The 15,580-nt window shown below is 61.9% G+C and carries 14 protein-coding genes; 4 read left to right on the top strand and 10 right to left on the bottom strand.

Going from position 1 to position 15,580, the window contains the following annotated elements:
- Positions 1-88 precede the first annotated feature (88 nt).
- From urtA to cbiE, 10 genes are all read right to left on the bottom strand, one after another.
- Positions 89-1,354, bottom strand: a complete 1,266-nt coding sequence (urtA, locus tag L8H52_RS20320; RefSeq protein WP_064117243.1) for an urea ABC transporter substrate-binding protein — start codon at positions 1,352-1,354, stop codon at positions 89-91.
- A 254-nt stretch (positions 1,355-1,608) separates the two neighbouring features.
- A complete protein-coding gene (locus L8H52_RS20315; protein ID WP_242208459.1) occupies positions 1,609-2,988 on the bottom strand; it encodes a PepSY domain-containing protein in 1,380 nt (459 codons plus the stop codon).
- Positions 2,989-3,153: 165 nt separating this feature from the next.
- A complete protein-coding gene (locus L8H52_RS20310) occupies positions 3,154-5,274 on the bottom strand; it encodes a TonB-dependent copper receptor (protein ID WP_242208458.1) in 2,121 nt (706 codons plus the stop codon).
- An 84-nt stretch (positions 5,275-5,358) separates the two neighbouring features.
- Positions 5,359-5,805 (bottom strand): DUF2946 domain-containing protein, encoded by a 447-nt coding sequence (locus tag L8H52_RS20305; protein WP_242208457.1) that lies wholly within the window; start codon positions 5,803-5,805, stop codon positions 5,359-5,361.
- 21 nt (positions 5,806-5,826) lie between these two features.
- Positions 5,827-6,306 carry a copper chaperone PCu(A)C gene (locus L8H52_RS20300; protein WP_242208456.1) on the bottom strand — a complete coding sequence of 160 codons (480 nt, stop codon included), beginning with the start codon at positions 6,304-6,306 and terminating at the stop codon, positions 5,827-5,829.
- 48 nt (positions 6,307-6,354) lie between these two features.
- Positions 6,355-6,753: a DUF2946 domain-containing protein gene (locus L8H52_RS20295; RefSeq protein ID WP_242208455.1), complete on the bottom strand. Its 399-nt coding sequence runs from the start codon at positions 6,751-6,753 to the stop codon at positions 6,355-6,357.
- A 47-nt stretch (positions 6,754-6,800) separates the two neighbouring features.
- Positions 6,801-7,112 carry a hypothetical protein gene (locus L8H52_RS20290; protein ID WP_064388729.1) on the bottom strand — a complete coding sequence of 104 codons (312 nt, stop codon included), beginning with the start codon at positions 7,110-7,112 and terminating at the stop codon, positions 6,801-6,803.
- Positions 7,113-7,455: 343 nt separating this feature from the next.
- A complete protein-coding gene (locus L8H52_RS20285; protein WP_242208454.1) occupies positions 7,456-8,184 on the bottom strand; it encodes a cobalt-precorrin-6A reductase in 729 nt (242 codons plus the stop codon).
- Positions 8,181-9,278, bottom strand: a complete 1,098-nt coding sequence (locus L8H52_RS20280) for a cobalt-precorrin-5B (C(1))-methyltransferase (protein ID WP_242208453.1) — start codon at positions 9,276-9,278, stop codon at positions 8,181-8,183. The genes L8H52_RS20285 and L8H52_RS20280 overlap by 4 nt, the downstream gene beginning before the upstream one ends.
- Positions 9,271-10,482, bottom strand: a complete 1,212-nt coding sequence (gene cbiE / locus L8H52_RS20275; RefSeq protein ID WP_242208452.1) for a precorrin-6y C5,15-methyltransferase (decarboxylating) subunit CbiE — start codon at positions 10,480-10,482, stop codon at positions 9,271-9,273. The genes L8H52_RS20280 and cbiE overlap by 8 nt, the downstream gene beginning before the upstream one ends.
- A 132-nt stretch (positions 10,483-10,614) precedes the next feature.
- Here cbiE and cobG point away from each other — a divergent pair, with 132 nt between their 5' ends.
- Genes cobG through cobJ form a run of 4 tightly spaced genes read left to right on the top strand, consistent with a single transcriptional unit; the run spans position 10,615 to position 14,963 of the window.
- Positions 10,615-11,913, top strand: coding sequence for a precorrin-3B synthase (gene cobG, locus L8H52_RS20270; protein ID WP_277930465.1), 1,299 nt, complete (start codon positions 10,615-10,617; stop codon positions 11,911-11,913).
- Complete coding sequence (locus L8H52_RS20265) at positions 11,906-12,532, top strand: precorrin-8X methylmutase (protein WP_064117254.1); 627 nt, start codon at positions 11,906-11,908, stop codon at positions 12,530-12,532. The genes cobG and L8H52_RS20265 overlap by 8 nt, the downstream gene beginning before the upstream one ends.
- Positions 12,532-13,263: a precorrin-2 C(20)-methyltransferase gene (locus tag L8H52_RS20260; RefSeq protein WP_045122954.1), complete on the top strand. Its 732-nt coding sequence runs from the start codon at positions 12,532-12,534 to the stop codon at positions 13,261-13,263. The genes L8H52_RS20265 and L8H52_RS20260 overlap by 1 nt, the downstream gene beginning before the upstream one ends.
- Complete coding sequence (gene cobJ, locus L8H52_RS20255) at positions 13,263-14,963, top strand: precorrin-3B C(17)-methyltransferase (protein WP_242208450.1); 1,701 nt, start codon at positions 13,263-13,265, stop codon at positions 14,961-14,963. Before L8H52_RS20260 ends, cobJ begins: the two co-directional genes overlap by 1 nt.
- The last annotated feature ends 617 nt before the right edge of the window (positions 14,964-15,580 follow it).

Here is a 15,580-nt window from a genome sequence, read left to right as displayed (position 1 = left end):
CTGCTCCCTTCCCCCTCGCCCCCTCTGGGGGAGAGGGTTGGGGTGAGGGGGGAAGGATCTCCGCCCCAGCCCAAAATTCAAGTCAGACTCAGTTGCTCTTCACCGCATAATCCGGCTTCTTGTCGTTGCCCTGAATGAACGGGCTCCACGGTTGCGCGCGGATCGGTCCTTCGGTCTGCCATACCACGTTGAACTGACCATCAGCCTGAATCTCACCGATCATCACCGGTTTGTGCAGGTGGTGATTGGTCTTGTCCATGGTCAGCGTGTAGCCCGACGGCGCGGCAAAGGTCTGCCCGGCGAGCGCTTCGCGGACTTTGTCGACGTCAGTGGATTTGGCTTTCTCAACCGCCTGTGCCCACATGTGGATGCCGACGTAAGTGGCTTCCATCGGGTCGTTGGTCACCGCTTTATCCGCGCCCGGCAAGTTGTGTTTCTTCGCATAGGCCTTCCAGTCATCGACGAACTTCTTGTTCACCGGATTCTCCACCGACTCGAAGTAGTTCCATGCCGCGAGGTTGCCCACCAGCGGTTTGGTGTCGATGCCTCGCAGTTCTTCTTCGCCGACCGAGAACGCTACAACCGGTACGTCGGTAGCTTTCAGACCCTGGTTGGCCAGCTCTTTATAGAACGGCACGTTGGAGTCGCCATTGACTGTCGAGATGACCGCAGTCTTGCCACCGGCCGAGAATTTTTTGATGTTGGCGACGATGGTTTGATAGTCGCTGTGACCGAACGGCGTGTAGACCTCTTCGATGTCTTTGTCGGCGACGCCTTTGGAGTGCAGGAACGAGCGCAGGATCTTGTTGGTGGTGCGCGGGTAGACGTAATCGGTGCCGAGCAGGAAGTAGCGCTTGGCGCTGCCGCCTTCTTCGCTCATCAGGTATTCAACCGCCGGAATCGCTTGCTGGTTCGGCGCGGCGCCGGTGTAGAAGACGTTCGGCGACATTTCTTCGCCTTCATATTGCACCGGGTAGAACAGCAGGCCGTTGAGTTCTTCGAACACCGGCAACACCGATTTACGCGACACCGATGTCCAGCAGCCGAACACCACGGCAACCTTGTCCTGGGTCAGCAACTGCCGGCCCTTTTCGGCGAACAGCGGCCAGTTCGACGCCGGGTCAACCACCACCGGCTCAAGCATCTTGCCGTTCACACCGCCCTTGGCGTTGATCTCGTCGATGGTCATCAGCGCCATGTCTTTGAGCGACGTTTCGGAGATCGCCATGGTGCCGGACAACGAATGCAGAATCCCGACCTTGATGGTCTCGGCGGCCTGGACAGTCCAGGTCATGCCCATCGCGGCAATGGATGCCGTGAGTGTGAAAGCCTTGATCAAACTGCGACGCTTCATTGTGCGATCTCCATGAACGTTTGAAGTTTTTTTGGTTGGCAGATGCGGACGACTGAAGGGTGTTTTGCAAGGGCTGTGCCCGGTCGGGTTTTGGCAAGAAAATGTCGTGTTAGAGCGCTTGCGCTGCCGAGCGCTGCACCATGAAGGGACGCGCATGAGGCATTGGTGCAGGCAGCCGCGCCAGATTGGGGCGCAAAAAAATCCCGTGCAGGGGAGCCTGCACGGGATTGGCGTTGAAAACCTCGGGTGCGGTTTCAGGATGAAGTCGAGGCAGACTCGGTGTGCCGGTTCATCCGCGACAGCAGCAATCGATCCAGCAACCACGCCACCACCAGCGAAGCCCCCACCAGCGGGAACACCACCGCCAGCGCCAGCATGATCACCACGCCGGTTTTCCATTTCGGCAGGTCATGGCGCAGCGGTGGTACGCCGAATTTTCCCTGTGGCCGGCGCTTCCACCAGATCACCACGCCGCTGACGGCGCTGAGCAGAATCATCAGGCAGATCAGCAGGACGACAATCTGGTTGAAGGTGCCGAACATTTTGCCTTCGTGGAGCATCACGCCGATTTCCGTGGCGCGGGCAACGCTGCCGTATTGTTCGAAGCGGACATCGGCGAGGACCTTGCCGGTGTACTGATCGACATGCAGGGTCGCGTCGTTGCGCGGGTCATCGGCGAACACGGCGATGGTGAATACACCCGTGGCGGTGGTCGGCAGGGTGATGCTGTAGCCCGGTTCGACCTTGCGCTGGGTGGCGATGTTTTGCACGTCTTGCAGGCTGATGGCAGGTGCTGCGGGGCCAGCGTTGGCGCCGCCGTGGGCCATGTGTTCGGCGTGGTCGCCGGACATTGGCATCGGCGTGTTTTCCATCGCCCAGGGCACGGTCTGACGCGTGGCGCTGTTGAGGCTGCGGGCCTCGACGTCGGAGGTCGGTACGTTGTCCCACATCGCGGCCGGGAACACGTTCCACACTTGCGCATATTGCTTGCCCCAGAAACCGGTCCAGGTCATGCCGCTGAGCAGCATCACCAACAGCAAGGTCGCGCCCCAGAACCCGGTAACCGCGTGCAGATCACGCCACAGTACACGACCGCGAATGTTCAGCCGTGGCCACAGAATGCCCGCTGCCTGACCGCGCGGCCACCACAGGAAAAGCCCCGACACCACCAGCACCACACCCCAACCGGCAGCCATTTCGATGAGGCGATCACCGACGGTGCCGATCATCAATTCGCCGTGAATGGCGCGGGCGATGGCTTGCAGGTTTTGCTTGGCATCCTGTTCGCCAAGGATGTCGCCGTGGTACGGGTCGATGAATACGTTGAGTTCGTGACCTGCGTTCTTGACGACAAACTGCGCGCTGCGTTCGGCGTTGACCGGTGGCAGGTATTGGCTGACCTGGCCTTGTGGATAAGCGCTTTTTACTCGTTGCAGCAAGTCATCGGCCGAGACGGTGTGATGACCGGCGGGGACGTTGAGCAGGCTGCTGTACATCAGTGAATCGAGCTGCGGTTTGAACAGGTAAATGATGCCGGTCAGGGCCAGCATCACCATGAACGGGGCGACGAACAGGCCGGCGTAAAAATGCCAACGCCAGGCCAGGTTGTAGAAATTCGGTTTGGGCTGTTTCATCACGTGTGCTCCGCTTGGCTTGGATCTTTTAGTTGTTCTGCAACCTTGTGGGAGCGAGCCTGCTCGCGAAGGCGTCGTGCCAGACGACATCAACGTTGGATGTGCCGTCCCCTTCGCGAGCAGGTCGAATCGTCGCACCGTCGCTCCCACATGGGTGGGTGGGTGTTAGAAACTCATGTCGACCTTGGTCCAGAGCGTGCGCCCCGGCTCATTGATCGCTTGCGGGTCGTTGGCCGGGTAGCCGAACCCGGCGTTGCCCGCCAGGTTCAGGTGTTCGGCGTAAGCCTTGCCGAACAGGTTGTCGACGCCGCTGCTGACCTTCCAGTGCTTGTTGATCCGATAGGCACCGTTTAGCGAGAACACGCCGAAGCCCGAACTCTTGTCGTAATCCTTGCCGACCACGTTGCCCTTGTTCTGGTCGATACGGTTTTGCGCGGCAACCACCCTCCACAGTGCGCCGGCGCTCCAGTTATCTTCGGTATAGGTCAGACCGAAGCGTGCATCCAGCGGCGGCATCTGCGGCAGAGCCTTGCCGTCACTGCTGTTCTTGCCCCAGGCGTAGGCCAGGGTCGCATCGGCTTTCCAGTGGTCGGTGAGTCTGTAGGCGGCACCGAGCTCACCGCCCATGATTCGCGCGTCGATGTTCTCGGCGCGCGAGGTGCTCATGCCCATCATTGCCGGGGTGTAGTCGAAGAGGATGTAGTCGCGTACCACGCCGACATAACCCGAGGCCCAGGCTTCGAGGTCGGCGCTCTTGTAGTTCACGCCGAAGTCGAACTGGGTGGTCTTTTCCGGTTTGATCGAATCGAACGCATTGACCGATCCGGCCGGGCCGGACTTGGGCGAAAACAGCTCCCAGTAATCCGGGAAGCGTTGCGCGTGGCCCAAACCTGCATAGAGCGTGGTCGGGCTGTCGGCAAGATCATGCTCGTAGCGGATGAAACCACTCGGCAGGGTATCGGCGCGGGTGTCGTCGGCGGTCGGGTTCGGGCGAGTCATCATTCCCGAGCCAGTGGTCTGCCGGTAATCCTTGGCCGAGGCACGGTCGACCCGGGCACCGCTGATCAGCCGGTCGCGGTCGGCGGCGTACCAGGTCATCTCGCTGAACACGCCGTAGTTATGGAAATCGGCGTCCTTGCTGTACGGCTGATCCTTGTAGGTGTCGATGCCCATGCCGCTGCGCTGACGGTGTTCGTTGGTCTGCGCATCGAGGCCGGTGATCAGTTGAATATCAGCCCAGCGCCAGGTGGCCTTGATCCGTGCGCCGAGGGTGCGGCGGTCGACGTTGGACGCCATAGGCCCCGACATCATGCCGGTGCCGGACGGCGTGCGCAGGGTGTAGTTGTCCATCACGTGGTCGGCGTAGTTGTAGTAGACCTGTGCTTCGAGTTTCTCCAGCACGTCGGTGATGTTGGATTTTTCGAAACGCAGGCCGAGGCTTTCACGCAAGAACTGCGAACCGTCCATGCCGCGTCCGGCGTAGCGTGCTTCACCGTCGCCCTTGCCGGCGGTGAGTTCGATCAGGGTGTCGGCGTCCGGCGTCCAGCCGACCGCGATGTCACCGTTCCACTTGTCGTAACGCGAGGCGACGATGTCGTTGTCGCCGTCGCGGTAATCGTCGGAATGCGCGGTGTTGCCGATTACCCGCACGTAGCCCAACGGTCCGCCAGCAGCGGCATCGACGACCTTGTCGAAGCGTCCGTGAGAGCCGGCAAGGATGCTTGCGTTTACCCGTGTGCCGAGTTCGCCGAACCTCTCCGGTTCACGGTCAAACAACACCGTACCCGCCGACGCGCCCGGGCCCCAAAGCACGGTTTGCGGGCCTTTGATCACCGTCAGTTTGTCGTAGGTTTCCGGTGAGATATACGAGGTCGGCGCATCCATTCGGCCCGGGCAGGCACCGAGCATCATGCTGCCGTTAGTGAGGATATTCAGGCGCGAACCGAACATCCCGCGCAGTACCGGATCGCCGTTGGTGCCGCCATTGCGCACCAGGGCGAAACCGGGAATGGTTTTCAGATAATCGCCGCCGTCACTGGCCGGCACTGGTTGGCGCGGGTCCTTGGGGTTGGTGACGATGGTCAGCGGTGAACTCGGGGCGATTGCAGTAATCACCGTCGGGCTGAGTTCTTCGTTGTGCGCGGTGTGATCATCGGCTAGCACCTGCGGGGACAGCAATACGCCGCAAAGGACGGCGGTAGCGTGCCTGAAACGAATCCGCGATTCGTTCAAAGCGAAGGATGCCGGGGCACAGCCCGAGCGTGGAACAGCAGCAAACCTGGACATGACAATTTCCATCAAACAGTCGTAAACGACACGGCCGGCAGCCTGAAGCTGTCTTCTCAACCGTGTGCAATCAAAGGTGCGTGTTTACGCTGCGATGGGCGGGGCGCGACTGCGGGCTCCGGGGAAGAAGGGTTGCCGGGCGTGGCCCAGGCGCGGGGAGGGCGGGGTGAAGGTGTTCAGCGGCGGGATATTGAAGGCGACAAAATCGCCGGCTCCGGTCAGCGCCGGGCAGTTGAACAGCAGGCTGCAATAGCCGCACTTTTCCCACAGCACGTGGTGCGAGGATTGCGGCGGACAGTGTTCGGCGCTGGGTTTTGCATCATGGCCGCTGTGATCCATGCCCGGCATGTCCATCGACATGTCCATGCTCATCGGCATCGAAGTCGAGGCGTGTTGATCCATCGGCATCGACTGAGAAATCAGTGGGCCGATGAAAATCATCAACATGGCGAACAGGGCGATCCAGCTGCCGCGAGTCAGGTGTTGAGTCTGACGGCGTTGCAGTGGCGGCCTGGCGCTCAGCGGGCGCATGGGCGGAGTCTGCCGGAGGGCTTACTGAGCGTGCGCGTGGGCCTGCGTGGTTTCCGGCGGTTTCTTCTGCACCGAGACTTCGACGGTGACGTCACCGGCCTTCTCGAAATGCATCGTCAGCGGGAAGCGTTTGCCGTCGCTGAGTAGGCTGCGATCGCTCGGGTTGAGCAGCATTACGTGATAGGCCATCGGTGCGAAGGTCACGTTGCCGCCAGCGGGAATTTCCACGCTCGGCACTTGCTGCATCTTCATCAGATCGCCCTGCATCACGTGCTCGTGCAATTGCGCTTCGGGGGCGATGGGCGAGTCGACGCTGAGCAGGCGGTCGTCCGTCTTGCCTGCGTTGTGAATGACGAAGTAGGCGGCAACGGTGGGCGCATTCGGCGGCAGCTCTTGCGACCACGGATGAGCGATTTCCAGCTCGCCGGCCTTGTATTCGTGAGCATGGGCAAAGCACGCCGGCAACAGCAGCGCAGCGACGACGATGAGTTTGTTCAACATGGCAGTTCTCCAGAACGATTTGAAACGCAGGTCAATTGCGCGAACAAATCAAACCAGAGGGGAGGCGCGGGGATTGAGACTCGGCCATTGCTGGCGCGGCGTCGGTGTTTGCAGCAAGGCGGGCGCCACGCTGCGATTGCTTTCATAGCGGGCGAAATACAGCTGCGGCGAATGCCCCGGCAACGCCACCAATGGCGCCGAGCCCGAGCAGCACCAGCAATGCTGCATGTTCGAATGAGTGTCGTTGGTCGGGGCTTTTTGATCGGTGGCGCCGATGTTGATCGCCACCATCTTCGTCCCGCTGCCGGTGCAGAAACTGCTCCAGAGCAATTGCTCGGCCGGTGAACTGGCCGCCTGCGCCATCGCGCCGGTCATCGGCATGGCGAGCATGTTGAACAGCACTGCAAAGCAGGCGATCCAGGCAATTGCCAGCCGGTGTCGGTTCATGGGACAGATCCATTGGGTGGGCGATCAGGCGCGGCTATTTAGCCTGATCAGGGCCGATAAGTAAAAAAGCGTCGTGCGGTTTGGTGTCGCAGCGCTTCCTGCAAGAGCTTGAGAAGCCTGCGCCCCAGCTCGATTTCGCCGTTATAAATGAGTGTAGCGGCTTCGATTCGCATTGCCTGGGCGAAATTCGAGTCGCTTTCTATTCGTGCACGAATGGTCTGCTTGACGTCTCGAAGTGCTACCCGGTTGAGCTGCCCATCGCCCGAGTCTTCGATCTCACAGCCCTTGATGTATTCGCTAAGATCGACAGGTGTTTTCAGGTAATCCTTGACGTCGAAACGGGAGAATTTTTCTGACATTGGATGTGTGCGCCCTTGGAATCAAAGACGTTGAGCGTAGAGGTGGACGCTGACTGCCGATAGTCAGTGATTCGTTAAGTTGTTGTGGGCAGTGTCCGGCGCGTTTGTAGGATTCAAGTCAGATATCCGGCCGAGCCCGTGACATTGTGGGAGCGAGCCTGCTCGCGAAAGCGGTGGGTCAGGCAATGATGTGCAGACTTTGCCGACGTCTTCGCGAGCAGGCTCGCTCCCACAGTGGTCGGTGGCGACCACATAGCCTGTTTACCCCGCGAGCCCGGTGGGAGCAGCGGTGCGACGATTCGACTTGCCCGCGAAGGCGTGTGTGAGAACTGCGCTTGTATTTTTAGATAAGGTTAACGGTCGCGAGGGCCATGAGAATTTCGTCGACCGAGGCAAACTCCCGATCAACTTCTGGCAACCCCGGCCGCTTCAACACCAGCACCGGCACCCCACGCTCACGCGCCACTTCCAGCTTCGGCTCGGTGGCGGTGCTGCCGCTGTTCTTGCTGATCAACACATCGATCTGCCGCCGTTCGAACAGCGCTCGCTCATCCTCCAGCAGAAACGGCCCGCGTGCGCCGATCACTTCGCAGCGTTCGTTGCCGGGGTAGACGTCGAGCGCGCGCAGGGTCCAGAACTGTTCGGCAGGGATCTCATCGAGGTGTTGCAGCGGTTCACGGCCGAGGGTGAACAATGGGCGGCGGAAAGGCTTGAGGGCAGCGATCAGCTCGGCCCAGTCACTGACTTCACGCCAGTCGTCACCGGATTGCGGCTGCCACGCCGGACGGCGCAAAGCCCAGCAGGGGATGCCGGTCAGTTGCGCGGCGGTCGCGGCGTTCTGGCTGATCTGTGCGGCATAGGGATGCGTGGCATCGAGCAACAGGTCGATGCCTTCGTCACGAATGAACTGCGCCAGTCCTTCAGCGCCACCGTAACCACCCACCCGCACCTGACAGATCAGATCCGTCGGCACCCGGCCAACACCTGCCAGGCTATAAATATGTTCCGGCCCCAGCGTGCGGGCAATCGCCAGCGCTTCGGTGACGCCGCCGAGCAGTAAAGTCCGCTTCATGCAAAACCTCCGGCATGCCCGACAATCCCGCCCTGACGATCAATCGCAAACACCTCGACCTGGACCTGCGCCGGCACCACGCCGCGGGCGAAATTCAATGCATGTCGACAGACTTCATCTCCGAGGGCGATTCCCACCGCACTGGCCATCGCCAATGCCTGCTGACTGGTATTGGCCTCGCGAATGCCTTGCTGCAACGCTTCGTCCGCGCCAATCGCCGCCGCCCACTCCGCCAGTTGCGGCAAGTCGATACTCGAATGCCGCGAGTGCAAGTCCATGTGCCCGGCCGCCAGTTTGCTGATCTTGCCGAAACCGCCGCACAGGCTGAGTTTATCCACAGGTACTTTGCGCAAATGCTTGAGCACCGCGCCGACGAAATCGCCCATTTCGATCAGGGCGATTTCCGGCAGATCGTAGACCCGGCGCATGGTGTCTTCGCTGGCATTACCGGTGCAGGCGGCGATGTGCAGATAACCGTTGGTTTTCGCCACGTCGATGCCTTGGTGGATCGAAGCAATGTAAGCCGCGCAAGAGAACGGCCGGACGATGCCGCTGGTGCCGAGGATCGACAGCCCGCCAAGAATGCCCAGCCGTGGGTTCATGGTTTTCAGCGCCAGCGCTTCGCCGCCTTCGACGTTGACCGTGATGTCGAAGCCGCCGCCATAGCCGGTTTCGGCAGCGAGCAGTGTCAGGTGATCGCTGATCATCTTGCGCGGCACCGGATTGATCGCCGGTTCGCCGACACCCAGCACCAGCCCCGGCCGCGTCACGGTGCCAACGCCTGCGCCGGCATTGAAACGAATGCCCGGCTCACTCAGCAGCCGCACCCGCGAATAGAGCAGCGCGCCGTGGGTCACGTCGGGATCGTCACCGGCATCCTTGATCGTCCCGGCCTCGGCGCCGTCGTCGGTCAAACGACAGAACTCCAGACGCATCTGCACCTGTTTTCCTTTGGGCAAAACGATCTGCACCGCATCCGCCGACAGCCCGCCAAGCAACAGACGCGCGGCGGCAAGGCTGGTGGCGGTGGCGCAGCTGCCGGTGGTCAGGCCGCTGCGCAAGGGCGCGGGTTGTTCGGCGGTTTCGTCACGCATCGAGGGGTTTGACCAGATCGAGCAGGGTGATCGGCAACGCCTGACGCCAGGTTTCGAACTCGCCGAGCGGCTGCGCCTGGGCGACATGGATACGTGTCAGTTCGCCGCCGAAGCGTTCGCGCCAGTTCATCAGGGCCACTTCGCTTTGCAGGGTCACCGCGTTGGCGACCAGGCGGCCACCGGGTTTGAGTTGTTCCCAGCAGGTTTCGAACACGCCCTCACGGGTCACGCCGCCGCCGATGAAAATCGCGTCCGGGCGCTCCAGTCCGGCCAATGCCAGCGGTGCTTTGCCACGAATCAGCTGCAAGCCGGGCACGCCCAGCGTATCGCGGTTGTACTCGATCAATTGCTGACGGCCATCATCGGCCTCGATGGCCAAGGCGCGGCAACTCGGGTGCGCGCGCATCCACTCGATACCGATCGAGCCGCTACCGGCGCCGACATCCCAAAGCAATTCGCCGGGGGTCGGGGCGAGGCGGGCGAGGGTGATGGCGCGCACGTCGCGCTTGGTCAGTTGGCCGTCATGCTGGAATGCTGAATCCGGCAACCCGGCCAAACGTGAAAGTCGCGGGGCATGTGGATCGGCCAGGCATTCGATGGCGATCACATTGAGGTCGGCTATCGGTGCGCCGTCCCAGGCGTTGGCGCTGCTGTCGATGCGTCGCTCGGCGTCGCCGCCAAGATGCTCGAGAACGCTCATGCGACTTGAGCCAAAGCCGCGTTCACAAAGCAACTGCGCGACCGCCGCCGGACTCTGACCGTCATTGCTCAGCAACAACAGCCGCACGCCACTGAACAATTGCGCATTGAGCGCCGTCAGTGGCCGGGCCACCAGCGACAGCGTCACCACGTCCTGCAACGGCCAGCCGAGACGCGCGGCGGCCAGCGAGCACGACGACGGTGCCGGCAGGATCAGCATCTCCTCGCTCGGCATCTGGCGGGCGAGACTGGCGCCGACGCCGTAGAACATCGGGTCACCACTGGCCAGCACGCAGACCGCCTCGCCCCGCTGCTCAAGCACCGGTGCGAGGGAAAACGGGCTCGGCCACAATTGCCGCTCACCGCGAATACACACCGGCAGCAGATCCAGTTGACGCTGGCCACCGACGATCCGCGCGGCGCCCAGCAGGGCACGCCGGGCGTTTTTGCCCAGGCCCTTGAAGCCGTCTTCACCGATTCCCACTACCGTCAGCCAGGGTGACATCTATATTCCTCTAAACAGGCCGTTCCGACGGGCAGACTTTTCATGCCAGCGGACAAAGCAGGCATAATACCGCGCCTTCGCCCGCGAAGCGCCTTTCCCACGCAGCCGGTCCGCCCCTTGAACGAACGCCCGATGTCCACCGTCTTACGCCCCTCGGCCTGCCCGGGGTTGCTGCGTATCGTCCAGGCACTGGACGGCGGCATCTGCCGGATCAAGCTCAATGGCGGCTCGATCAGTGCCGATCAGGCCGACGCGGTGGCTGATGCCGCCGAACTGTTCGCCAGCGGAGCCATCGAAGCGACCAACCGCGCCAATCTGCAAATCCGTGGGATCGGCCAGCAATCTGCGGCATTGATTGAGCGTTTGCTCGCCGTCGGTCTCGGCCCGCGCACGGCGGCCGGTGACGATGTGCGCAACCTGATGCTCAGCCCCGCTGCCGGGATTGATCGGCAGATGCACTTCGACACGCGCGCTCTTGCCGAGCAGATCCTCGACACCCTGCAAAGCCATCCACGTTTTCACCAGTTGAGCGCCAAGTTCGCTGTGCAACTGGATGGCGGTGAAGCGCTGGCGATGCTTGAGCATCGCCATGACCTGTGGTTGTCAGCATTCGAACGTGACGGTGAAGTGTTGCTGGCATTCGGCCTCGCCGGAAGCCCGACGGATCGTGCGTTCGGCGCCGTGGCGCTGGAGCACGGCCATGCACTGGTGGTGGCGGTGCTGGAGTTGTTTCTTGAATCGGCGCGGCCCGAACAGACGCGCATGCGTCATTTGCTCGATGAGTTGCCGCTGTCGGCGTTTCTTGAACAACTGCGCAAGCACCTGCCGATCAAGGCGCTCAGTCACTGGCAGCGCACAGCCGCAGCGGACGATCTGCACATCGGCGTTCATCCGCAAAATGCACCGGACCGAGTGTACATCGGTGCGGTGCCGGCGCTGGGGCGTCTCGATCCGGCAATGCTGCGCGGGGCCGCGCAACTGGCCCGCCGGTTCGGCAATGGCAGCCTGCGTTTCACACCCTGGCAAAGCTTGCTGGTGCCTGATGTGCAAGCCAGCGATGCGGCGCAAGTGCTGGAAGGTCTTGAGCAACTGCACCTGTTGACCCGCGCTGCCCAACCCCTCTCACGCCTGATCGCCTGCACCGGCTCCAATGGCTGCGGCAAAGGCCTGGCCGACACCAAACAGGACGCCCGCCATCTGGCGACCTTGTTGCCTTCAGCCCTCAACGTCCACCTCAGCGGCTGCACGCGCTCTTGCGCTGCTGCACACTGTGCCCCGGTGACGTTGCTGGCTGTCAGTGCCGGTCATTACGACCTCTATTTTCGCGATGCCACGCTGCCGGGTTTCGGCGCGCTGCACGCACGCAACCTTACTATTGAAGCGGCCGCGACCCTGCTCGCCGCCCGCTCTCGGAGCCCCCTTGATGCTTGATTACATCCGCGACGGTCAGGAGATCTATCGCAACTCCTTCGCGATCATTCGCAGCGAGGCCAATCTGGCGCGCATTCCGGCCGATCTGGAAAAACTCGCAGTGCGAGTCATCCACGCTTGCGGCATGGTCGAAGCCATCGACGGTCTGCAGTTCTCCGAAGGCGCGGGCAAGGCCGGGCGCGATGCACTGGCGGCCGGTGCGCCGATTCTGTGCGATGCGCGCATGGTTTCCGAAGGCGTGACCCGTGCGCGTCTGCCAGCCAACAACGAAGTGATCTGCACGCTGCGCGACGACAGCGTGCCGGAGCTGGCGCGCGAGTTGGGCAATACCCGTTCCGCCGCCGCGCTGGAACTGTGGCGTCCACACCTGGAAGGCAGCGTGGTGGTGATCGGCAACGCGCCGACGGCGCTGTTCTATCTGCTGGAAATGCTTGATGCCGGCGCCCCGAAACCGGCGCTGATTCTGGGCTTCCCGGTCGGTTTCGTTGGCGCCGCCGAATCGAAAGCCGCTCTGGCCGCCGACAGCCGTGGCGTGCCATTCGTGATCATGCAAGGCCGTCTCGGTGGCAGCGCCATGGCTGCGGCTGCGGTGAATGCCCTCGCCACGGAGATCGAATGATGCAGGCTCAAGGACGTTTGATTGGCCTGGGCGTCGGCCCCGGTGATCCGGAACTGATTACCGTCAAGGCCCTGCGCCTGTTGCGCGAATCGCCGGTGGTGGCGTACTTCGTCGCCAAGGGCAAAAAGGGCAATGCGTTCGGCATCATCGAGGCGCACTTGCAAGAGGCGCAGAACCTGCTGCCGCTGGTCTACCCGGTGACCACCGAAGCGCTGCCGGCGCCGCTTTCCTATGAGCAGGTGATCAGCGATTTCTACGATGAAGCCGCCGAAACGGTGGCCGCGCATCTGGACGCCGGTCGTGACGTCGCAGTGATCTGTGAGGGCGATCCGTTCTTCTATGGCTCCTACATGTATCTGCACGATCGCCTCGCCACGCGCTATGAAGCGCAAGTGGTGCCGGGCGTCTGCTCGATGCTCGGCGGCGCTTCGGTGCTCGGCGCGCCGCTGGTGTATCGCAATCAGAGCCTGTCGGTGCTTTCCGGCGTGTTGCCCCATGAAGAGTTGAAGCGGCGTCTGGCCGATGCCGACGCCGCTGTCATCATGAAGCTGGGGCGCAACTTCCCGAAAGTGCGTCAGGTGCTGGAAGAGCTCGGTCTGGCCGAACGCGCGCTGTATGTCGAGCGCGCAACCATGGCCAATCAGAAGATCGTACCGATGGATCAGGTCGAGCCGATGTCGTCGCCGTACTTCTCGCTGATCATCGTGCCGGGCGAACGGTGGCAAGGCTGATGACTCAATCCACGCCAGCCATCGTCATTCTCGGTCAGGGCAGCCTGGCTACCGCGCGTCGTATTCAGCAGGTCTATCCGGCGGCGCAGATCCACGGCCTCGCCGGGCGGGTCGAAGGCGCCGATTGCACGTATCAGGAATTCGGCGTGACCCTGCGCGCGTTGTATCAGCAGGACACACCGATCATTGCCCTGTGCGCGGCCGGCATTGTCATCCGCACGCTGGCGCCGCTGCTGCTGGAGAAGGGCGCTGAGCCTGCGGTACTTGCGGTGGCCGAAGACGGCAGCGCCGTGGTGCCGCTGTTGGGCGGCCTCGGCGGGGTCAACATCATGGCGCGGGAAATCGCCGACGGGCTGCAAGTCGCCGCGGCGATTACCACCAGCGGCGAGTTGCGTTTTGGTACGTGCCTGCTCAATCCGCCGAGTGGTTACGCACTGGGCGATCTGGAACTGGGCAAGCGGTTTGTTTCCGACCTGTTGGCCGGCCACAGCGTGCGCATCGAAGGCGCGGCGCCGTGGCTGGATCAGGCGCAATTGCCGGAAGATCCGCAGGCACAGCGCTCGATTCATGTCGGCAGTGCCGCGCGTGAGGCGAGTGCCAGTGAGCTGCTGATCTATCCGCGCAGCGTGGCGGTGGCGGTGAGTGCTGAGACTGCAGATTTGCCAGATGCCGTTCGCAGTGCCTTGCAGCAGGCGAAAGTTGCCGTGCAATCGCTGGCTTGTCTGCTGGCCAGCGAGACGCAAATGGCTTCGCCACTATTGCGTGAAGCGGCGCTTGAGCTGGGTGTGCCGCTGCGCTTTGTCGCGGCACAAAGCGACATCGAAACCCTGGCGCGAGTCGCAGTGCCAGCGGCAACCGTCCTGACTGGCCACGGCATGGCAATCGCGGTCGCCGGGCAGCCATTGGATGTTTCCAGCATTGGCCGGCCACGTGGCCGTCTCGCCGTGATCGGCCTCGGCCCCGGTGCTGCCGAACTGATGGTGCCGGCGGTGAAAGCCGAGCTGGCGCGCGCCACCGATGTACTCGGCTACGAAACTTATGTACGCATGGCCGGGCCGTTTCGCGACGATCAGGTGCAGCACTGCACCGACAACCGTGAAGAAATGCAGCGCGCCCGCCACGCTTTCAGGCTGGCAGCCGAGGGACGCTCGGTGATCGTCGTGTCGTCGGGCGATCCCGGCGTGTTCGCCATGGCCGCCGCGGTGCTTGAAGCGTTGCACGAGTCGGCTGATCCGGCATGGCACAGCGTCGACCTGGAAATCCTCCCGGGCGTGTCGGCCTCGCTGGCCACCGCCGCGCAGGCCGGTGCACCGCTGGGCCATGACTTCTGCGTGATGTCGCTGTCGGACAACCTCAAACCCTGGTCGATCATCGAAAAACGCCTGGACCTGGCCGCCGAAGCGGATCTGGCCCTGGCGTTCTACAACCCGATTTCACGCGCGCGTCCGTGGCAACTGGGCCGGGCGCTGGAAATCGTCGCGCAACATCGTGCACCTGAAACGCCCGTGGTGTTGGGTCGCGACATCGGCCGTCCGGGTCAGACTTTGCGTACCACGACGTTGGGGGCACTGACGCCGGAGCAGGTGGACATGCGCACCATGGTGCTGATTGGTTCTTCCACGACCTGCACCTTCCCTCGCGCCAGCGGGGGTGACTGGGTTTACACGCCGCGCTGGTATGGTGAAAAACCGCTGTCCTGAGCATCACCCCGAGGCAAGTTGTAAATAAGTTGCCTCGGCGAGATATCAAGTCGAAATTCCTTATCAGCCGATAAGGTTTAAAACCGAGCGGTGAATCCGTCAGGAACACCGCTTCGTTTGTTTATTGAACGACTCGCCATGCCGCTGTTTGTTACCGGATCATGCGCGCGATGAACTTATCTGTCGTTTGATGTTTCTCGGGAAATTATTTGAGTTTTGTGTTTTTTGAAGTTGCCGCGTCGGCAGAATAACTTCGTCCTGGATTCTCTCAATGAATAAAGGATGAAGTCTGATGGGTGTCATGGAGCAATATGTCGGCGGGTTCAACTTTATTTCGCCTGATGAATATTCTGCGCTGAAACGAACGTTCAAGGCACTTTCCGGTTCTGCCGAATATGCAATGTTGGTAGCCCTTTACGAAAATGCCGGGCAGGCCACGAGTCTCACTGAAAAGCTGCAAGTTGTAACGCTCTTCGTTCAAAACCTCGAACGCTTGTCACATTTCAACTCAGCGCCCGTGCCGGCGTTGATCAATATGATTGAAGACAAGTTGCGAGACTATGCCGGTCGTTTGGCAGGTACTGTCAACATACTTAGTGATGTATCCAGTCCGGTCC

Origin of the sequence: Pseudomonas sp. CROZ-RG-20F-R04-15, from assembly GCF_022662375.1 — a bacterium.
In the GTDB taxonomy this organism is placed as follows: domain Bacteria; phylum Pseudomonadota; class Gammaproteobacteria; order Pseudomonadales; family Pseudomonadaceae; genus Aquipseudomonas.
Note: the sequence above shows the minus strand (reverse complement) of the source record. Positions and strands in the feature narration are given on the sequence as shown.